This is a genomic window from Vreelandella aquamarina (genome assembly GCF_044805175.1).
GTDB lineage: Bacteria > Pseudomonadota > Gammaproteobacteria > Pseudomonadales > Halomonadaceae > Vreelandella > Vreelandella aquamarina_B.
In genome coordinates, this window is sequence record NZ_CP085232.1 from 2,096,101 (window position 1) to 2,114,379 (window position 18,279).

Genomic DNA, 18,279 nt, shown 5'->3' on the forward strand with positions numbered 1-18,279 from the left:
GGTGGCGCTACTTCCCGACGATCATCGCGTGCTGTATCAAGCGTTTCTGGATCAAGCCACCCAGGATGCGTCGCTGACGCCGTGGCTTGCCAAACTGCCCGAGCAGCTCGCCAACGGGCTGGACCGCCAGCGCCACGGCGACCTCTCCGCCTGGGAAAAAGCCGTTGCCAAACTGCCGCCGCTGCCGGAAGAGCGCCGTGTGGATTTGAACAGCGACACGCTGACGGTGGAAATAGAGCTCACCGACAGCCAGCAGCGCCAGTGCTTTAACCTGCTACGTAAGCTGGCCCCGTGGCGCAAAGGGCCATTCAACCTGGGTGGTATCGAGATCGATACCGAGTGGCGCTCCGACTGGAAATGGCAACGAGTCGCTCCGCATCTCGCGCCATTGAAGTACCGCAAGGTGCTGGATGTAGGCGGTGGCAGCGGCTACCACGCCTGGCGGATGGCAGGCGCAGGCGCGGCTTTCGTGTTAGTGATTGACCCTTCGCCACGCTTTTACTGGCAGTTCCAGGCGGTGCGCCACTTCGTCGGCAACGCCGATGACGGCCGCACGCAGTTTCTGCCGGTGGGTATCGAGGACGTACCGGAGAACCTGGGCTTCTTCGATACGGTGTTCTCCATGGGCGTGCTGTACCACCGCCCCTCGCCCCTTGAGCACCTGCAGCAGTTAAAAGGCGCGCTGGCCCCCGGCGGCGAACTGGTGCTGGAAACCCTGGTGGTGGAAGGCGACGAGCAGACCGTGTTCGTGCCCGGCGAGCGTTACGCGGCGATGCCCAACGTCTACTTTCTGCCCTCCTCCAAAGCGCTGTGCCACTGGCTGGAGCGCTGCGGCTTTACCAATGTGCGGGTGGTGGATGAAGCGGTAACGACGCTCGATGAGCAGCGCTCCACCGAATGGATGACCTATCAGTCGCTGGCGGACTTCCTCGACCCCAATGACCGCACCCGCACCATTGAAGGCTACCCCGCCCCACGCCGCGCGGTGATTCTGGCGAACAAGCCGGAATAGTGAGTGATGGCCACCCAGCACTTTTAAATCAGTACTTTTAAATCAGCACCTTTAAATCAGCGCCTTAAAATCACCAGCCAGCGGCCCAGGTTCATCACGCTGGCTAGCGACGCGGCCACATAGGTAAAGGCGCAGGCGGTGAGCACATGGCGGGCACCGGCCATATCGTAAGGTGGCACGTAATCCTTTAACAGCGGCAGCGCGCGGTTAAAGCTGGCATCGAACTCCACCGGCAGCGTGACCAGATGCACCAGCGCCGCCGTGCCGAAGCTAATCACCGCCATGGCAATAACCACCGCCAAGCCACCGGGTAGCCGCGTGAGTACGAACAAAAACGGCGCGGCCATCATCAAAATAGCCCCTAGCTTTTCCGCTTTTTGCGCCACCTGCACCAAACGGCTGCGGGCCAGCAGCGGCGCATAACCCTCATGGTGCTGAATGGCATGGCCCACCTCATGGGCAGCAACGGTGACTGCCGTGAGCGAACGGCCATCGTAGTGATCGGGCGTTAAGCGCACGCAACGGGCTTCGGGATCGTAGTGGTCGCCGTGTTCAGTACGCTCCACCCGCACCCCCTCCACGCCCATACGGCGCAGCAAATGTTCAGCCAATTCCGCACCGGTGCCTGGGTAATCATCACGCCCTCGGGTATGGCGCTTTAACACCCATTTTGCCCATAAGTTGGGCAGCACGAAGATGGCCAGCGCCAGCACAATTAAGAGAATCAGCATCGCAACACCGGGATCACGCCAAGTAAGAGAGAAATCAGCGCTCAGTTTTACCACGAATGGCAGGGGAACACAGCTTAGGCGGGGTCGTTGCGATGCGCTTCTACATCGCGCTGCACCGCTTGCAGCCCGCGGGCGGAAATATCGCCCTGGGCGTGGGCATGTTCGGCAATCAAGATGCTATCCGCCGCCAACACCAGCTCACACTCGGTATGGGCCAGCTCATCCCGCAGGCGCTGGATGGCCGCTTCACGTTGCGGGTTGTTATCGACGCGACGGATGTAAATCGCTTTAATCCGATCCGGATAGGCTTTGACCACGTCGGTGTAGACCTCGGGGTCGTGCTGGCCGCTGTCGCCAATTAAGATGCAGGGCATGTCATCATAAAGCGCGAGCATGCGATCAATCAGGTCACGCTTATGGTCTTCCGCTCGACGGGGCCACGGCTTGCGCCAGGAGATGCCCCACTCCCGCAAAAACAGGATCGGGCCTATCGGAATCCGGTTCATCTGGAAGAAGGCTTCCAACATTTCATAAATTGCCCACGGGCCACGGGAGACATAAAGAATCGGCCGCTCGGCCTTTTCGGTCTGCCCACGGTAAAGTGCCTGATAGAGCGACGCTACACCAGGGAACGCCGTTCGCCGGTGTGGCTTACGCACAAACAGCCGGTAGAGCATTTTGAGCTTTTCCGCCACGCCGGTGAACATCACCGTATCGTCGATATCGCTGATCACCAGCAGGTCCGCCTCCGGAGGCGGTACGTAGACCTCGACGCTAGTGCGAATCGGTGGGTGCCCATCGGCATGGACCAAAATATCGGCGCGATGCCAGGAGACATCCATCGGCAAAGGCGTACTCATCGGCAGGTGGGCATCGAAGTAGCCGTCCCGGTCGGTGGTCAAACAAAGCTCGTTGCCCCCTACCCGAATATCGACTTTGGCATTGGCGAGGCCACGTCGGAACACCCGCCGCGCGACGTCGGCGGTATCGCGCAGCATACCGCGTCTAGGAATGGCGCGGCCGAGTGCCGCTTGGAGGAACACCCGGCCCATCACAAAGATTTCTCGCTGGGAACCGTAACCGCGGTAGGGATGCACCATCATCCCGCTGCGGCCACTGTCCCGCTTCATCGGTTTTGCAACAACGTGGGCAAGCCTTTTGGCAAAGCTTGCCCACTGGTGGTACCACGCCATTAAGCGTGCTGGCCTGAGTGGCGCCCTTCCTGCAGCTCTTCCAGCAGTTTGGCGTTGAAGGCGTCCAGGTCTTTGGGTGTGCGGCTGGTCACCAGGCCGCTATCGACCACTACCGGCTCATCAACCCAGTTCACACCGGCATTGCGCAGGTCTTGGGCGACACTCGGCACGGAGGTCATCTTGCGCCCTTCGACCACGCCAGCGTTAATCAAAATCCACGGCGCGTGGCAAATGGCGGCGACGGGCTTGCCCGCCTGGAAGAACGCTCTGACGAAGCTCAGGGCGTCTTCGTTCAGACGCAGCTCGTCAGGGTTGAACAGGCCGCCGGGAAGCACCAAGGCGTGGTAGTCGGACTCGTTAACGTCTGCCAGTGCCTTGTCGGCCTCGTAGGTATCGCCCCAGTCGGTTTCTGCCCAAGCGCGAATGCCCTTGCCTTTCGGCGAGACGATATGCACTTCGACACCCTCTTTTTGCAGCGCCGCGCGGGGTACGCTCAGCTCGGACTCTTCAAAACCGTCGGTGGCTAAAATAGCCACACGTTTACCATTCAGTGCTTGATTCATCGTGCTCTCCTTTTCGTGATGATCTTTTCGGGATGAGGTTACGTCTACAACGCCTCTCCAGTGTGGCGCATCTTATACACTCGTCAAGCGTAGATACCTAACCGCCCTGGTCACCACGCGCTTAAGCGTTGTACAACACGCGGCCTAGCCGGCTGACATCGTACCCCTTCAGCGTATTGGCCCGTTGGGCAAAGCGGGACGTGCGGGCAAATTCGAACAGCGCCTGTACCGAGGGTTCGAAGTAGCTACGCCGGTGCATCACCACATCGAACGACTCTTCTACCAGCGAGATAAACTCCAACTGCTGGCGCTGCGCTGCGGCTTCCATGCCAAGCCCTGCGTCAGCTTCACCCTGGGCGATTGCCAGCGCTAAGTCATCCTCGCTTAATGAAGGGTGGGCGGCCCACTGGAGGGTATTCGGAACTAAGTCGGCCTGCTGGAGCAGGCAGTGGAGCAACTGCGCCGCTCCTGCCCCTGGCTGGCGGTGGGCAAGTATTGCCCCCTGGCGAGCGACATCCCCTAGCGTGCGAATACCCAGTGGATTACCGGACGCTACCAGCAGCCCCTGACGGCGCGTTGCCCAGTGCAACACAATAAGATCACGCACGCCCCCAAGCCCCAGCGCCGCCGGTTCGTTGTAGCGTCCTGAGGTGGCATTGAGCAGATGAATACCCGCCAGCATCGCCTTGCCCTCTAGCAAGCGACGCACTCCGTCGCCACTGCCATGACATAACGAGGCCAAGTCACTCCCGCTCTCGCGCACCGCCCACTCCAACAGTGGGTCTTGGCTGCCCGCTAATACTGGCGGTGGCGGCTGCCGCTGCGCCTGGTCTCCCTCTAGGTGGCTGAGTACCCACATATCGATATGCTGCCGAGGAAACAGCAGCTTCCCCGTGGCGCGGCTGCAGGGAATATGGCCTTGGCGCACCAAGTCATACACTTTGCGCTCTTTTAAGCGCAGATACTCGGCTACTTCCGCCGTAGTCAGGTAATCGTTCAACATGGCACCCTGCATTTAGCTGCGTATGACTGCATATATTTCAGCAGCTAATGCATAAACTCAAGTTTACCTACACTATGCAGTCCAACGTATGCATGTTGTTAAAACCGTTGCCAACCCTCCAGCGCGATGTTGTATTGCCGTTAACCGCTGTTTGAGCAACTGTCTTTAGGCACTAGGGCAATTTAGAAATTTATGTCAGCAGGTGATAACCCCTTTCACACGGCGCTCGCGCTGATACTGGGCATGGACCCAGGGCTAGTTGCCATCGTGGCGCTCTCGCTACAGGTATCGCTCATTGCCGTATTGATTGCCAGTGCGCTAGCCCTACCGGTGGGGGCGGCACTGGCGCTGTGGCGCTTCCCAGGGCGCAATGCGCTGATCGTGGCGCTCAATGCGCTGATGGGACTACCGCCGGTGGTTGCCGGGCTGTGTGTCTATCTGCTGCTCTCCAGAGCGGGGCCGCTGGGCCAGTTGGGCCTGCTCTTTACCCCTACGGCGATGGTGATTGCCCAGGTGATTCTGGTATTTCCGATCATCGCCGCGCTGACCCGCCAGCAGGTGGAAGCGCTGCACCATGAGTATGCCGAGCAGTTGCGTTCGCTGGGGCTTAGCCAGCTGCGTATGATGCCGACGCTATTGTGGGATGCCCGCTTTGGCCTGTTGACGGTGATTCTGGCGGGCTTTGGCCGCGCCAGCGCCGAGGTGGGCGCGGTGATGATTGTCGGCGGCAATATCGACGGCGTGACCCGCGTGATGACCACCAGCATCGTGCTGGAAACCAGCAAGGGTAACCTACCGTTAGCACTGGGGCTGGGCATCATACTGCTCACCCTGGTCACGCTGATCAATGCACTGGCCCATGCGGTCAGCGAAGCGGCCAAGAGGCGATTGGGATGAATGCGCCGCTAACCTCCTCAATAGTGTCGACATACACTGCCAAACCCAGCGTGCCCGCCCTGCACTTTCAGCAGGCGAGCTTTGAACACCACGGCCACCGCCTGCTGGCTCCTACGACGCTTACCCTATCGGGCTGCCAGCGAACGCTGGTGATGGGCCCCAACGGCGCGGGTAAAAGCCTGTTGATGCGTCTGGCCCACGGGCTATTGCGCCCCAGCAGCGGCCAGGTTAGCTGGGAAGGCGCCGTCCCCGTACAAGCGATGGTGTTTCAGCGGCCGGTGCTGCTACGCCGCTCGGCCATCGACAATCTCACCTATGCCCTAGCCGTGCAGCGGGTTCCCCGCCGGAAGCGCAAGCCGCTAGCCCTGCAGGCGCTGGAGAAGTTTGGCCTAGCCCCCCTGGCCAAACGCCCTGCCAGAGTGCTTTCCGGCGGCGAACAGCAGCGCCTAGCGCTGGCTCGCGCCTGGCTGTTAAATCCCGCCGTGCTGTTTTTGGATGAGCCTACCTCAGCCCTCGACCCGGCCGCCATTAAAGCCGTCGAGGATGCGGTAAATGAGTTCCACCAGAGCGGCACCCGCATCGTGATGACCAGCCACGACCTACACCAGGCTAAGCGTCTGGCGGATGAGGTGCTGTTTATATATAGCGGGCAGGTGCTGGAGCACACCCCCGCCGAGCGTTTTTTCGACACCCCAGCTTCCCCACAGGCAAGCGCATTTATCCGCGGCGAGCTTGTGTGGTAAGCACTCCCCACGATACCACCCCTAAAGGAGTAGACCGTGAAGAAAGCAGCCACACTTATCACCGCCAGCGTATGCACCACTGCCGTGGCCACTCTCGCCTGGAGCGCTTCCCTCTTTGCGGATGACGACTTCATCACGCTGGCTTCGACCACCTCCACCGAAAACTCCGGCCTGTTCGACGCCATCATCCCTACGTTTACCGAAGCAACCGGTATTGAGGTGCGGGTAGTCGCGGTGGGCACAGGGCAAGCGTTTGAAATTGCCCGCCGTGGCGATGCCGATAGCCTGCTGGTACACGATAAAGCGGGCGAGGAGCAGTTCGTGGCGGATGGCTACGCCACCGAGCGTTTAGACGTCATGTATAACGACTTCGTGATCGTTGGCCCTAGCGACGACCCAGCAGGCATTAGTGAAAGCGACAGCGTTACGGATGCGTTGGCACGAATCGCGGCTAGCGAATCGCCATTTGCCTCACGGGGCGACGACAGCGGCACGAACCGCGCCGAGCTGCGGCTCTGGGAAGATGCGGGCGTGACGCCCCAGGGCGAGTGGTACCGCGAGCTAGGCAGCGGCATGGGCCCGACGCTGAACACCGCAGCGGGTATGAACGCCTATGCGTTCACCGACCGCGCTACTTGGGTTGCCTTCGAGAACCCGCAAGATCTCACCCTGCTGTTTGAAGGCGATGAGGCGCTGTTTAATCAGTACGGCAGCCTGCTGCTCTCCGAAGAGCGGCACTCACACTTGAAACACGATTTAGCCGCCCAGTGGCACCAGTGGCTAGTGTCCGAGGCGGGCCAGCAGGCAATTACTGGTTTCGAGGTAGGCGGCCAGCAGCTGTTTTTCCCCAACGCCAAGTAGTATGTCTTGTGGCGGCTTATGCCAACGCAAAAAGCCTGCTGCATTACGAGCAGCAGGCTTCAGACTGCTGACGAACCCACCTATTTTGGTGGGTTCGTTGCTTTTAGAGCAGGCGTACACTCGCGGCCTGACTCACCACCCTCATCGCACGGCTTCTGCCCATCGTCGGGTATAACGCCCTCTGAAGAGCCCTATCAGCCCTCAGGTGACGTAAAAACGTGCCAAAAAGCCGGCGCCAACGCGCCTGCGCAATTTTCTTGAGGTTCTGACAGGCCGCGGCCAGCAGACACTGCTCTTTGACGCGTGCTAGGCCTCGCATTCGCGCATAGCGGTGCCCGTGCAACTGCTTGGCGTCGGCGAAGCTGCGCTCCACCGTCTCCTTACGTCGTTGATAGAGCTTCTTGCCCGGCTCCGTCAGTCGTCGGGCATCCACCCGATCCTTGTCGTCCTGCCAGACGTGCCGCGTGACCGTTTTTATCTGCTTGGCGTTGCGGGTACAGGTCGCCAGCCGAGGACAGCCGCGGCAGATCTTAGGATCACTGCGATAGTGGCGGTAGCCATGTCGATCCGTGGTGGCATAGATCAGCGATTGGCCCTCTGGGCACTGATAGGTGTTGGTCGCCGCGTCATAGGTAAAGGCACGTTTGGGGAGATACCCTTTTGGCTTACTGGGACGGCGGTAGCCGATGACACCATAAAGCCCGCGCTCCTCCAGTCCATGACAGATAGCCGCCGTAAAGTAACCCGCGTCGAGGCCGACACCGACCGGGGCCAGCCCGAAGCGCTGGCACTGATGGTCCAGTCGCGCCAAGTAAGGCACGCTATCGTGCACACTGGCCGGGGTAACATGGGTATCGGTAATAATGGCGTGCTTGCCGTCCACCGTGCGGTGATCCAGATAGAAGAAGCCGGTCGGTTTGCCATCGCGCACCATATAGCCGCTATCCGGGTCGGTGAGACTGATTTTCTTTTCGACAGTGGCCGGTGCCTCAGCACGCGGCGTCAGGGCTTTTTTCCGTGTTGAGCGCGGTCCTCCTCAACCGCCACGTCCAGGGCGTCCAGATAGTCCCGTGCCGTCGTCTCGACCTCTTGGCGCTCAAAACGATGCTTGTTGGCATTGGCCTTGAGATGCGTGCTGTCGGTGTAGAGCACTTCGCCGCCCACCAAGCCTTGTGCAATGGCTTGCTCGACAATGGTATCGAAGATCTCTTGGTGGATCGTACTATCGGAGAAGCGGCGGCGTCGGTTCTGGCTGATGGTTGAGGCATCGGGCACCTTGTCGGTCAAGCGCAAGCCGAGGAACCAGCGGTAGGCGACGTTCACCTGGATCTCGCGCATCAACTGGCGCTCGCTACGAATGCCAAACAGATAGCCGATAAACAAGGCCTTGAAGAGCAGCACGGGATCCAGCGCAGGTCGACCATTATCAGCGCAGTAAAGATGACGGACGCGCTCGCGGATAAAGCTGAAGTCGAGGGCGGCCTCAATCTGACGCAACAAATGGTTGGAGGGTACGAGTTCTTCGAGCGTGACCATCTCCAGTTCGTGCTGTTGGGGGGAAGGGTCTTTGAGCATATCGGCCACCACTAAAAACGATACGCTTATAAAAGCAAAACCCTGGCCGAAGGGCCAGGGCTTTGTCAGCAGTCTGAAGCCTGCTGCATTACGAGCAGCAGGCTTTTATTTTGGGACTACGATTTAGAGAACGCGAATATTCTCAGCGATTGAGCAGTTCGCGCACATCCTTCGCTTCCCAATGAGGGAAGTGCTTGCGTACCAGCGCATTTAAATCGCGCTCGAAGGCGGCCCAGTCGGTAGTAGCGGCCTGTTCACGGGCGTTAGCCACGCCGCGAATCATACCGGCACCTACCGTCACGTTGGTCAAACGGTCGATCACGATAAAGCTGCCGGTGCCCGGGCTGGTACGGTAGTCGTCTACAGGAATAGACGCCGTTAACTCCACCTCGCAGCGGGCGATGGCGTTCAGGCCCAGTGAATCGGTAGCGTGCTTTTCCAGGGTGTTAACGTCGATCTGATACTCGATGGCACTCACCTGCCCCGCTAAGTCGCGGGTGGCCAGCTTGATGTCGTAGAGCTTGCCGGGCGTGAGGGCGTCTTCGTGCATCCACACGATATCGGCGTTAAACACGTTCGACAGCGGAATTTCAGCATCGGCGCTGACGATCCAGTCGCCACGGGAGATATCAATCTCATCTTCCAGAGTGACGGTAATCGCTTGGCCTGGGTACGCCGCGTCTAAATCGCCATCAAACGTGACGATGCGGGCCACGCGGGATGTTTTACCCGATGGCAGCGCTTTGACCGCCTGGCCAGTGCGCAACACGCCTGCCGAGAGCGTACCGCAGTAGCCGCGGAAATCCAGGTTCGGGCGGTTAACGTACTGTACCGGCAAACGCAGGTCGGTCAGGTTCTGGTCGCGGCTAACCTCAACGCTCTCAAGCAGTTCAATGAGCGTTTTACCTTCGTAGCGCTGGCCGCCCTCGAAGTACCAAGGTGTTTGCTCGCTGCGGTTGACCACGTTATCACCGTTGAGCGCCGACATCGGCACGAAGCGGATATCCGGCGCCTGCAGGTTGGTGGCGAACGCGCGGTACTCGTCGACGATCTCGTTAAAGCGCGCTTCCGAGAAGCCCACCAAGTCCATCTTATTGACGGCAATCACCAAGTGCTGAATACCGAGCAAGTCGGCAATGAAGCTGTGGCGGCGCGTCTGGGTCTGCACGCCGTAGCGCGCGTCGATCAGAATAATCGCTAGGCTTGCCGTGGAGGCACCGGTGGCCATATTGCGGGTGTACTGCTCGTGCCCCGGCGTATCGGCAATAATAAATTTACGCTTATCAGTAGAGAAGAAACGGTAGGCCACATCAATGGTAATGCCCTGCTCCCGCTCCGACTGCAGGCCATCCACCAGCAGGGCGAGATCCACCGTATCACCCGTGGTGCCGCTGGTTTTAGAGGCCTTGGTGATCGCCGCCAGCTGATCTTCAAAGATCATCTTGGAGTCGTGAAGCATCCGCCCAATGAGCGTGGATTTGCCGTCATCGACGCTGCCGCAGGTAATGAAACGCAGCAGGTCTTTATTTTCGTGCTCGTGCAGGTATTGCTCAATGTTATCGGCAATTAACGTTGATTGGTGCGCCATTAGAAGTACCCCTCACGCTTTTTCTTCTCCATGGAACCGGCCTGATCGTGGTCGATGGCGCGGCCGCTGCGCTCGCTGGTTTTAGTCAGCAGCATCTCTTGGATAATTTCTGGCAGCGTGGCGGCTTTGGACTCCACCGCACCGGTCAGCGGGTAGCAACCCAGGGTTCTGAAGCGCACCCACTTCTCCTCCGGCACCTCGCCAGGCGCCAGCGGCAGGCGGTCATCGTCCACCATGATCTGCATGCCGTCGCGCTCAACCACTGGGCGTTTGGCGGAGTAGTAAAGCGGCACAATCGGAATCGACTCAAGGTAGATGTACTGCCAGATATCCAGCTCGGTCCAGTTGGAGAGCGGGAATACGCGAATAGATTCGCCTTTGTTAACCTTGGCGTTATACACGTTCCACAGCTCGGGGCGCTGGTTTTTGGGGTCCCAGCGGTGGTACTTATCACGGAAGGAGTAGACACGCTCTTTGGCACGGGAGGCTTCCTCGTCGCGGCGCGCACCACCGAAAGCGGCATCAAAACCATACTTATCCAGGGCTTGCTTGAGGGCCTGGGTTTTCATGATGTCGGTGTACTTGGCGCTGCCGTGGTCGAAGGGGTTGATGTTAGCAGCACGCCCCTCTTCGTTGGTGTGTACGATCAGCTCCATGCCCGCCTCTTCCGCCATGCGGTTGCGGAACGCGATCATTTCGCGGAACTTCCAGGTGGTATCCACGTGCATCAACGGGAATGGCGGCGTGCCAGGGTAGAAGGCTTTACGCGCCAGGTGCAGCATCACCGAGGAGTCTTTACCGATGGAGTACATCATCACCGGGTTGCGGAACTCTGCCGCCACTTCCCGAATAATATGGATAGATTCAGCCTCAAGCTGCTTAAGGTGGGTCAGGCGCGCGGCGTCAGGCACTCCGAGCGCCTCTTGCGTCGCCGCCGACGGCGCAGAAAACTGGTTCATTACCTACTCCCTCACAAAACGATGCTTGCTTTTGTGGGTAGGGTAACGCTATGCCAATAATAACCCAAAAGAATTAATAACTATCTTTTTAGATCCTTATCGCCTAAATGGCAATGCGCTCAACCCAGGTCTGCCACTCATGGCCGTGTAAATCGACCACCCGGTAGCCAGGGCGGGACGCCTCATCTACCGTAAAATGCGCTGCGCCCGGTAAAAATTGGTCGGCAGTGGCAGGACAGCCATAGACACCGATATCCGCACCGCCAACATGGTGCTGCTGGGCATAGGCTTGGTGGGCATGACCAAACAGAATCACTTTAACCTGGGGATAGCCGCTTAGTAGCTGCCAAAAGGCATCGCGGTCTTGCAGGCCAATGGCATCCATCCAGGCGGCACCTACCTCCACCGGCGGGTGGTGCATGGCAATCAGCGTAGGGCGGTCGTCTTGTTCGAGCCTTTCCGCCAAAGCTTGTAAGGCTTCGCTGCCAAGCTCCCCGTGGGGTTTACCGCTCACCTGGGTATTCAGCAGCAGTAAACGCCACTGCTCCAGGTCGACTTCATCTAGCAGTGGGTGTTCGGCGGCCATCAGCTCTGGCTGGTCGTGGTTTCCAGCAATCCAAAACCACGGGCACGGCAATGCAGAGAGGGCTTCGCAGGCCTGGGCGTAGGAAGCGGCGGTTTCATCCTGGCTAATATCACCGGTGAACACGACGATATCAGGCCGTTCGGCAATCACAGCTTCCAACACAAGCTGGAACTGCCGCCAGGGGATACCCGCCCGGGAGCGCGCCTGTTTATCGGCATGTAGATGGGAATCGGTGATTTGTATCAGCCTCATTAGCATAACTCCATTAGCGGCATTCCATCAGCGCAATTCAGGCGTATCAACGGCATGGCCGTGGGCCAGCCCGTGGGCTAGCCACTCACCCAGAAAGCAGTTGAGCTGCAGCTTTTCATCCGGCTGGTGCATTCGGGCATTGGGGTAGCGGTAACGGCCACTAAAATGGCGCTCGCGTTGGAAGTCGATCACTTCCGCCATCCGTACATCATGATAGAGATGGACACGCATACGGGGGCCTTCAATCACCGCATCCAGCGGCCCGCTCTGGGTTACTTCTACCAGGGTGGTATAGGGCGCTTCCTGCAGAATCGCTAAATGCAGGTCTCCAAAGTGGTGGTGATCGCTGCGAAGTGCGATATCACGGCGCTGACCGCTCTCCATATCCCCTACCAGGCGCAGCAGGCGCAGGTAGTTGGCGCTGCATTCGCCTTGCAGGGTTTTTAAATCGGTGACGTAGGCGGCTCTTGCCATGATGACTCCTTACTAGGTTCGCTTGGCGTCCATATTGGATAGCACGACCGGCTTAGCGGCGGCACGCAGCGATGCCCGCTGCCCGGCCAGCCAGTGCAGCCCAATCAAACACATGGCGTTGTCGAGTCTGCCCTGCTCAAGGAGTTCCCAAGCGGTGGTAAACGTAACGATATGCACACGAATATCTTCGTGCTCATCCTCTACTCCATAAACACCGCCTAACCCGTTGGTATCCACCAGCCCGCAAAACAGCGTTACGCGCTCGTTGCAGGCACCAGGGCTTGGGTAGTAAGTATGCAGTTTCGTTAATTCCCCTACGTGGCAGCCAGCCTCCTCCAGCGCTTCCCGGCGTGCCACTTCCTCTAATGGCTCGCCCTTATCGGCTAGGCCCGCCACGAGTTCTAACTTCCAAGGGGACTTGGGGTCGTCAATCGCCCCCGCACGGAACTGCTCAACCAGGACCAGCGCATCACGCTGCGGGTCGTAGAGCAGCACACCCACCGCATCATGGCGGTTATGCACTTCCCGACGCATAATAGCGCTCCAGCCGCCTTCAAACAGCCGGTGGCGCAACTCCAGTGCTTCTAGTCGAAAGAAGCCTTTGTAGAGGGTATCGCGTTTGATGAGATCAACATCATCTCGGCCAAGCATAGGGCCCATACGGCACTCCCGATAATAACAATCGCCCTATTATCAATGCTGGACACCGGGAATGCCAATGCGGAGCTTGATAGCGGGCCTAACGAATATGTCCGACCCGCAACCGTATTACAGTTGGTTCAGCAGCACCTCCGCATCGCGACGCAGCGCTTCATCTGACACTTGGCGGCTTTCCCGTGCGGTACCGTTCACCGCCCGCTGGGCGTGCTCTCGGGCAGCCTGGGTATCCCCCTCCTCTTTTAAGAAAGCCGCGTAGTAGTAGTTCACATCAACCCCATCGGGGCGAAGCTCCAGCGCCCGTTGGAACATACGCTCAGCGGTATCGCTGTTTCCGAATCCCAGCGGTCGGCCTGGCGCACGGTCGTACAGCGCGCCCAGCGTGACATAGGCCGAGCCGTTTCCACCGGTGGGGTCGATCTCAATGGCGCGCTCCAGCACATCACGGGCATCACCAGCAGTACCTAAGGCACCCAAGCCACCACGCTCGCGGGCGTAAGAGGCCAGAACAATGCCCTGCCAAATCAGCACGTCGGCTTCATTGGGGTGCTGGCTCGCAAGCTGTTCGGCTTCGCTGGCGAGCGCCTTCAGCGTCTCTTCCCGCTGATTCGCGGGCATTTGCGTCACCGTATGCTCCCACCGGTTTTTGAGTGAGAAAATCTCCCCTTCAAACGCCGACGCACTCAAGGGGGCCAACACCAGCGTGCTGCCCAGGGCGGCGGCGATCAGCAAACGGGAAAAAGGAATAGCGCGCATGGAAAACTCCAGGTTTGTTATTGTAACGGTTGTATTCGCAAGGCCGATGACGCTAGGCATCGACTCACCCAAACAATGTAACGAACGTTTGAATGATTCGCCAGAAAATCGCGACTTTGTTATATAGAGCTTCATTAGCGTAAGCTTTACGCCCTTGCAAAAGAGCCCTTTAGGAGAGTATTCGCCCATGAAAGGCCGCAACATGACCCGCTGGCGGGACCCGGCGAAAGACCCCCGCCAAGCCCCCAAAAGCAACTTAATTACTGCCGAAGGCGCCGCTCGGCTGCGCGGCATTCTGGACCACCTTTCCCGGGTCAAACGCCCCGAGCTCTCGGCAAAAGTAGGCGAAGCCGCCGCGCTTGGGGACCGCAGTGAAAACGCGGATTACACCTATAACAAAAAGGAGCTAAACCGGGTCATTGCCCGCATCCGCTATTTAACCAAACGGCTTGATGAGCTGCAGGTGGTGGACCGCCTGCCCGCTAATACCGACAAGATCTTTTTTGGCGCCTATGTCAGCCTGGAGGATGAAGAGGGAGAAACGCTGGATATTCGTATCGTCGGCCACGACGAGCTCGATACCCAAAAGCGCTGGATCAGTATCGACGCCCCCCTGGCGAAGGCGCTGCTGGGCAAAGAGGTCGACGACGATGTCACGGTGCTAACGCCCAACGGCGAAACGTTTTACACCGTGACGGCGATTCGCTATGGCCATCCGTAACGGCTATTTAGTAGCGCGATACACCCGAAAACGGCGGTTATCGGATAGCGTCTCAAAGCCACCCAAGGCGCGCTGCAGCCGCTCAGGGTAAGGCAGGAACGCATTGGCCACCAGAATGAGCTGCCCTTTTGCATTGAGATGCTCCGGCGCCTCGTCGATTAACCGCGTGCTAGGGCCATAGCTAATATCACGCTCCTGGTGAAACGGCGGGTTACTAACGATGACATCAAACCGCTCGCCCTCCAGCGCTGAGTAAACATCGCTCTCCAGCACCGTGCCATCCAGCGCATTGTCGTAAAGGGTACGGCGGCAGGCTTCGGCGGCGAAGGCGCTGACATCGACAGCTGTGACCATATGGCCACGCTTGGCCAGCCAGGCGCTGATAATGCCGTCGCCACAGCCCATATCCAGCACTGTCAGCGGTTTTTTCGGCAGCGTTTCCTCCAGAACTTGCAGCAGTAGCTGCGTTCCCTCATCGACTTTGCCGTGGCCAAACACGCCAGGGTGACTCACTAAGCGCATATCCAGGGCATCAAAGGTTTGCCAAGCGCTATCAGGCGCTTCCATTTTCACCGTGCGGGTGGCAAACAGCGAGCAGCGGCGAGCGTTATCGAGCTTGTCGCAGCTCATGCCCAGCTCGCCAAGTATCTTGGGCACACGTTTGATGCCCCCTTGGTGTTCACCGACGATATCGAGTGGCGTATTGTCAGGCAGCGCGTGGCAGAGCCACTCAAGCCACCACTTACCTAGCTGATGGGCTTTGGGCCAGAACAACACCACCTGCCCGTCAGGTAGGTAGTCGAAGGGCTCGAAAGGGCTAACGGCTAGGCGCCCGCTGGCCTTCCACTGCTGCCGCAGAGCGACGTTGTCACTCACCATCGCGTCGGAGTGGGTTAACAGCCATGCATCTTCTGGGGGCGCAACAGGCCATAGCCGGGCGACCGCCCCATAGTAACGTTCAAGCAGTTGGCAGGCGGGCAGTTGAGCACTCATACATCAGCCTCAGGTTTGGTAACGGTATAAAGTAAATAGCGGCCTAAGCGCCAATGGGGGTCTTGCTGGCAGTACTGCTTCTCTAGCGCCAGCAGCGTTGCTTGATCGCTTGCCTTCTCTGGGGCCTGGCGCACGTAATCCTGAAAAATACGGATGCCCGCAACGCTCTCAATAGATAAGCCGCTCTGACCCACCCACCGGGAAATCTCATCATGGGTGACTGGGGAGATCGGCGTTAAGCGCTGACGCTTGCCCTTGCCTTCTAACTGGTCGCTCAAGGCTTTTTGATAGTTGCCCTTCACCACGTTGGAAAAGCGCAGCGCGTCGCGGTTAAACACCATCAGGCTGAGTTGACCACCAGGCGCAAGCAGCGTTGCCAAAGTGTGCAGCGCTTGCTCGGGATTGCCCAGCCACTCCAATACCGCGTGGCAGGTGATTAGCGGCCAGGGGCCGGGCGCTTGACTCGTCAGTGCCTGTAGAGGAGCTTCTACATAGCGAAGCTGCCCCGGTGGCCACACCGCAGCGACTTCCTGCTCAGCGTGCCACGCCTTAGCGTGGGCCAGCATATCGTGGGAAGGCTCTGCCATGCTGACAGTGTGCCCGCGTGCCGCGAACCAACCGGAGAGCTGCCCCAACCCACCGCCGACATCCAGCACCGGCTGGGCCTTTAAGTGCAGCATTTGCGGCAGAAGATAATCCAGCATCGCGAGGCGCAGCTCGCCCCGGGGTGCTTGGTAGAGCGAGCGGGAGAACTTATCTGCCAAGCCATCAAAGTAGCGGTCGCCCGCGTCGGTTAATTCGTAGGTTGGGTGCATACCACTAGCAATTACGATAAAGAGGGGGCGCTAGTTTACCCATTATCAGCATAAAAATCGCACCCACCGCATCTAAAGACTCAGCCTTCATACCGCCGTGGGTGGCGATTGGTGCGGGTTCAGAACTGCTCCCACTCTTCGTTCGATGATTTATGCTTGGACAGCACTTTCTCGTTTCGCTTTTCAACCTCCAACATTTGAGGGCGACGCGGGATAGGAAGCGGCTGAAGCCCACTTTGCGATGTTCTAAAGGCGTTCACGCTATTGCTTAACGAGGCGGCTTCACCGCTTAACGTATCGGCAACGCGTCGGTAGCTCTCCATATCGGAAGCACTGGCCTGTGTGGTGTTATCAATTTCGGCAATGGCCAGTCCAATTTGCTCAATACCATCGCTCTGCTCTCTCGCCGCTCGACTTATCTCTTCCATTAAATCGTTCACGCGTTGGCTGGCACTGCGGATGCGCTGGGTAGCCACCTGCGTTTCCCGGGTATGCGTCACACTGGCTAGAACACTTTGGTTGGTATCCACGATCATGCGCTGCACTTCTTTCGCAGCCTCTGCCGTTTGGTTAGAGAGTTTACGCACTTCTTGAGCGACAACGGCAAAGCCCCGCCCATGTTCCCCCGCACGGGCTGCCTCTACAGAAGCATTCAGCGCTAAGATATTGGTTTGGAACGCAATCGCATCGATCGTCTGAACCATCTGCTGCATACGCTCCGACTGTTTGGTGAGCGTCTCCATCGCCTGAACCAGCTCATCGGTTAAACGCGATGCGGTGCTTACCTCATCTAGGTTGGTATCCGCCGCTTTGCTTGCCAGCTGCGCGTTCGAGGCGCTGTGTCGCACCGTACTTGAAATCTCCTCCATACTGGCAGCTGTTTGCTGCACGGCAGAGGCCTGCTGCTCAAGCCGCTCTGCCATATTGGTCTTGTTGTTAAGAATTTGATTTACCACTGGGCCAATGGCTTCCATATTGCGCTGGATATCACTAGCCGTGGAAAGCAAAGATCGGCGCATTAGCTGCAGTGCGCCCAACGTCTGACGCATTGACTTACGACGTGACGAAGGGATAACTGTATTGAGGTTGCCAGCGGCGAGCTGCAGCGCAATATCTTTAATCGATGCTAAAGAGCGATCCAGTCCGCCCAGTAGCAAGATATTCACTGTCCAAATTAAAGTGCCCAGCCCTGCAGCCAGCCCTCCTAGCTGCCAATTCGACAGAGCAAAACGCTGGTTAATCAATAAACCTACCCCTAGCAGCACCACACTCGCCAACGTAGCCAATAGAACGCGTGCATTAACGCCAGTCCAATTAAAAGTTGGCAGCTTGCCCCAAACACCCCGGCGCTTTAACTGGCCACGTTTCAGATAGTAGGGGCAGTTTTTTTCGCGCATTTGGCGATAAATTTGCTCAAAGTACTGGACTTTCTTCCCATTTGCGTAAGAACGTAACGAGGCATACCCTTGCAGCTCCCCATTATCCACCACAGGGACAACATTGGCGTGCACCCAGTAATGGTCGCCATTTTTACGCCGGTTTTTCACATACCCTTGCCATGAGCGCCCTTCGCGCAGTGTCGCCCACATATCCCGGTAGACCTCAGGTGGCATATCAGGGTGGCGCACCACGTTATGGGGCTCGCTCATTAGCTCTTCGATGGGAAAACCACTCACCTCAATAAACCGAGGGTTCGCATAGGTGATATACCCATTGACATCCGTGCGAGAAATCAAAAAATCGTCGGGATCAATAGGATAGTTGGTTTGTGATACATAGCCGTTGTTGCGCATAGTAAACCTGCTTATCAAGCCCGTGGCAGCCCACCCCTGGGCCTTTAGGGCTTACTATGGTTGACAGCGGTATAAAAGTAATTATGCCTGCAGCCCTTGTGACATTT

19 protein-coding genes are annotated in these 18,279 nt (G+C 58.4%); 5 read left to right on the plus strand and 14 right to left on the minus strand.

Translation table 11 applies throughout. From position 1 onward, the window contains the following. Position 1: 1 nt before the first annotated feature. Complete coding sequence (gene cmoB, locus LG300_RS09875; RefSeq protein ID WP_404374999.1) at positions 2 to 1,012, plus strand: tRNA 5-methoxyuridine(34)/uridine 5-oxyacetic acid(34) synthase CmoB; 1,011 nt, start codon at positions 2 to 4, stop codon at positions 1,010 to 1,012. Between the two features lie 56 nt (positions 1,013 to 1,068). On the opposite strand, the gene LG300_RS09880 is transcribed toward cmoB, so the two are convergent. The 4 genes from LG300_RS09880 to LG300_RS09895 all read right to left on the minus strand — a co-directional run bounded on the left by LG300_RS09880 (position 1,069) and on the right by LG300_RS09895 (position 4,502). Next, complete coding sequence (locus tag LG300_RS09880; RefSeq protein WP_404375001.1) at positions 1,069 to 1,743, minus strand: zinc metallopeptidase; 675 nt, start codon at positions 1,741 to 1,743, stop codon at positions 1,069 to 1,071. A 74-nt stretch (positions 1,744 to 1,817) separates the two neighbouring features. Then, on the minus strand, positions 1,818 to 2,936 hold the full coding sequence (locus tag LG300_RS09885) for an App1 family protein (RefSeq protein ID WP_404375003.1): 1,119 nt from the start codon (positions 2,934 to 2,936) through the stop codon (positions 1,818 to 1,820). Continuing rightward, on the minus strand, positions 2,936 to 3,499 hold the full coding sequence (locus tag LG300_RS09890; protein WP_404375005.1) for a type 1 glutamine amidotransferase domain-containing protein: 564 nt from the start codon (positions 3,497 to 3,499) through the stop codon (positions 2,936 to 2,938). Before LG300_RS09890 ends, LG300_RS09885 begins: the two co-directional genes overlap by 1 nt. A gap of 121 nt (positions 3,500 to 3,620) precedes the next feature. Beyond that, entirely contained in the window at positions 3,621 to 4,502 is an 882-nt protein-coding gene (locus LG300_RS09895; RefSeq protein WP_404375007.1) for a substrate-binding domain-containing protein, read from the minus strand. A 192-nt stretch (positions 4,503 to 4,694) separates the two neighbouring features. On the opposite strand from LG300_RS09895, the gene LG300_RS09900 reads away from it, so the two are divergent. The 3 genes from LG300_RS09900 to LG300_RS09910 are packed head-to-tail and all read left to right on the plus strand — an operon-like array spanning position 4,695 to position 7,003. Next, the gene (locus tag LG300_RS09900) at positions 4,695 to 5,399 is read left to right on the plus strand and encodes an ABC transporter permease (RefSeq protein WP_404375009.1); all 705 of its coding nucleotides are present in this window, start codon (positions 4,695 to 4,697) and stop codon (positions 5,397 to 5,399) included. Further along, complete coding sequence (locus tag LG300_RS09905; RefSeq protein WP_404375012.1) at positions 5,396 to 6,142, plus strand: ATP-binding cassette domain-containing protein; 747 nt, start codon at positions 5,396 to 5,398, stop codon at positions 6,140 to 6,142. The genes LG300_RS09900 and LG300_RS09905 overlap by 4 nt, the downstream gene beginning before the upstream one ends. A gap of 36 nt (positions 6,143 to 6,178) precedes the next feature. Continuing rightward, positions 6,179 to 7,003 carry a substrate-binding domain-containing protein gene (locus tag LG300_RS09910; RefSeq protein WP_404375014.1) on the plus strand — a complete coding sequence of 275 codons (825 nt, stop codon included), beginning with the start codon at positions 6,179 to 6,181 and terminating at the stop codon, positions 7,001 to 7,003. Between the two features lie 103 nt (positions 7,004 to 7,106). Here the strand turns inward: LG300_RS09910 and LG300_RS09915 are convergent. The 7 genes from LG300_RS09915 to LG300_RS09945 all read right to left on the minus strand — a co-directional run bounded on the left by LG300_RS09915 (position 7,107) and on the right by LG300_RS09945 (position 13,850). Then, a protein-coding gene (locus LG300_RS09915) for an IS1182 family transposase (protein ID WP_404375016.1) occupies positions 7,107 to 8,578 on the minus strand; the annotation gives its coding sequence in 2 pieces (ribosomal slippage) (positions 7,107 to 8,008 and positions 8,008 to 8,578; 1,473 coding nt in all). 142 nt (positions 8,579 to 8,720) lie between these two features. Continuing rightward, positions 8,721 to 10,166, minus strand: a complete 1,446-nt coding sequence (gene cysN, locus LG300_RS09920) for a sulfate adenylyltransferase subunit CysN (RefSeq protein ID WP_404375018.1) — start codon at positions 10,164 to 10,166, stop codon at positions 8,721 to 8,723. Continuing rightward, the gene (gene cysD, locus LG300_RS09925) at positions 10,166 to 11,125 is read right to left on the minus strand and encodes a sulfate adenylyltransferase subunit CysD (protein WP_404375020.1); all 960 of its coding nucleotides are present in this window, start codon (positions 11,123 to 11,125) and stop codon (positions 10,166 to 10,168) included. Before cysD ends, cysN begins: the two co-directional genes overlap by 1 nt. Before the next feature lie 103 nt (positions 11,126 to 11,228). Continuing rightward, positions 11,229 to 11,963, minus strand: a complete 735-nt coding sequence (locus LG300_RS09930) for a phosphodiesterase (RefSeq protein ID WP_404375022.1) — start codon at positions 11,961 to 11,963, stop codon at positions 11,229 to 11,231. 27 nt (positions 11,964 to 11,990) lie between these two features. Further along, positions 11,991 to 12,437, minus strand: a complete 447-nt coding sequence (locus LG300_RS09935) for a DUF1249 domain-containing protein (RefSeq protein ID WP_404375024.1) — start codon at positions 12,435 to 12,437, stop codon at positions 11,991 to 11,993. Positions 12,438 to 12,449: 12 nt separating this feature from the next. Then, positions 12,450 to 13,097: an NUDIX domain-containing protein gene (locus LG300_RS09940; RefSeq protein WP_404375026.1), complete on the minus strand. Its 648-nt coding sequence runs from the start codon at positions 13,095 to 13,097 to the stop codon at positions 12,450 to 12,452. Positions 13,098 to 13,205: 108 nt separating this feature from the next. Further along, entirely contained in the window at positions 13,206 to 13,850 is a 645-nt protein-coding gene (locus LG300_RS09945; protein WP_404375028.1) for a TRAP transporter TatT component family protein, read from the minus strand. 187 nt (positions 13,851 to 14,037) lie between these two features. Here LG300_RS09945 and greB point away from each other — a divergent pair, with 187 nt between their 5' ends. Next, positions 14,038 to 14,571: a transcription elongation factor GreB gene (gene greB, locus LG300_RS09950; protein WP_284453701.1), complete on the plus strand. Its 534-nt coding sequence runs from the start codon at positions 14,038 to 14,040 to the stop codon at positions 14,569 to 14,571. Between the two features lie 3 nt (positions 14,572 to 14,574). On the opposite strand, the gene LG300_RS09955 is transcribed toward greB, so the two are convergent. From LG300_RS09955 to LG300_RS09965, 3 genes are all read right to left on the minus strand, one after another. Further along, the gene (locus LG300_RS09955; RefSeq protein WP_404375030.1) at positions 14,575 to 15,564 is read right to left on the minus strand and encodes a methyltransferase; all 990 of its coding nucleotides are present in this window, start codon (positions 15,562 to 15,564) and stop codon (positions 14,575 to 14,577) included. After that, complete coding sequence (locus LG300_RS09960; RefSeq protein WP_404375032.1) at positions 15,561 to 16,379, minus strand: methyltransferase domain-containing protein; 819 nt, start codon at positions 16,377 to 16,379, stop codon at positions 15,561 to 15,563. Before LG300_RS09960 ends, LG300_RS09955 begins: the two co-directional genes overlap by 4 nt. A gap of 119 nt (positions 16,380 to 16,498) precedes the next feature. Further along, a complete protein-coding gene (locus LG300_RS09965; protein WP_404375034.1) occupies positions 16,499 to 18,172 on the minus strand; it encodes a methyl-accepting chemotaxis protein in 1,674 nt (557 codons plus the stop codon). Positions 18,173 to 18,279: the final 107 nt, after the last annotated feature.

What these genes read in the sequence shown, in the direction of transcription:
- LG300_RS09880 (WP_404375001.1), bottom strand. Translation starts at nt 1,743, where the DNA reads ATGCTGATTCTCTTAATTGTGCTGGCGCTGGCCATCTTCGTGCTGCCC.
- LG300_RS09885 (WP_404375003.1), bottom strand. Translation starts at nt 2,936, where the DNA reads ATGGCGTGGTACCACCAGTGGGCAAGCTTTGCCAAAAGGCTTGCCCAC.
- LG300_RS09890 (WP_404375005.1), bottom strand. Translation starts at nt 3,499, where the DNA reads ATGAATCAAGCACTGAATGGTAAACGTGTGGCTATTTTAGCCACCGAC.
- LG300_RS09895 (WP_404375007.1), bottom strand. Translation starts at nt 4,502, where the DNA reads ATGTTGAACGATTACCTGACTACGGCGGAAGTAGCCGAGTATCTGCGC.
- LG300_RS09900 (WP_404375009.1), top strand. Translation starts at nt 4,695, where the DNA reads ATGTCAGCAGGTGATAACCCCTTTCACACGGCGCTCGCGCTGATACTG.
- LG300_RS09905 (WP_404375012.1), top strand. Translation starts at nt 5,396, where the DNA reads ATGAATGCGCCGCTAACCTCCTCAATAGTGTCGACATACACTGCCAAA.
- cysN (WP_404375018.1), bottom strand. Translation starts at nt 10,166, where the DNA reads ATGGCGCACCAATCAACGTTAATTGCCGATAACATTGAGCAATACCTG.
- cysD (WP_404375020.1), bottom strand. Translation starts at nt 11,125, where the DNA reads ATGAACCAGTTTTCTGCGCCGTCGGCGGCGACGCAAGAGGCGCTCGGA.
- LG300_RS09930 (WP_404375022.1), bottom strand. Translation starts at nt 11,963, where the DNA reads ATGAGGCTGATACAAATCACCGATTCCCATCTACATGCCGATAAACAG.
- LG300_RS09935 (WP_404375024.1), bottom strand. Translation starts at nt 12,437, where the DNA reads ATGGCAAGAGCCGCCTACGTCACCGATTTAAAAACCCTGCAAGGCGAA.
- LG300_RS09940 (WP_404375026.1), bottom strand. Translation starts at nt 13,097, where the DNA reads ATGGGCCCTATGCTTGGCCGAGATGATGTTGATCTCATCAAACGCGAT.
- LG300_RS09945 (WP_404375028.1), bottom strand. Translation starts at nt 13,850, where the DNA reads ATGCGCGCTATTCCTTTTTCCCGTTTGCTGATCGCCGCCGCCCTGGGC.
- greB (WP_284453701.1), top strand. Translation starts at nt 14,038, where the DNA reads ATGAAAGGCCGCAACATGACCCGCTGGCGGGACCCGGCGAAAGACCCC.
- LG300_RS09955 (WP_404375030.1), bottom strand. Translation starts at nt 15,564, where the DNA reads ATGAGTGCTCAACTGCCCGCCTGCCAACTGCTTGAACGTTACTATGGG.
- LG300_RS09960 (WP_404375032.1), bottom strand. Translation starts at nt 16,379, where the DNA reads ATGCACCCAACCTACGAATTAACCGACGCGGGCGACCGCTACTTTGAT.
- LG300_RS09965 (WP_404375034.1), bottom strand. Translation starts at nt 18,172, where the DNA reads ATGCGCAACAACGGCTATGTATCACAAACCAACTATCCTATTGATCCC.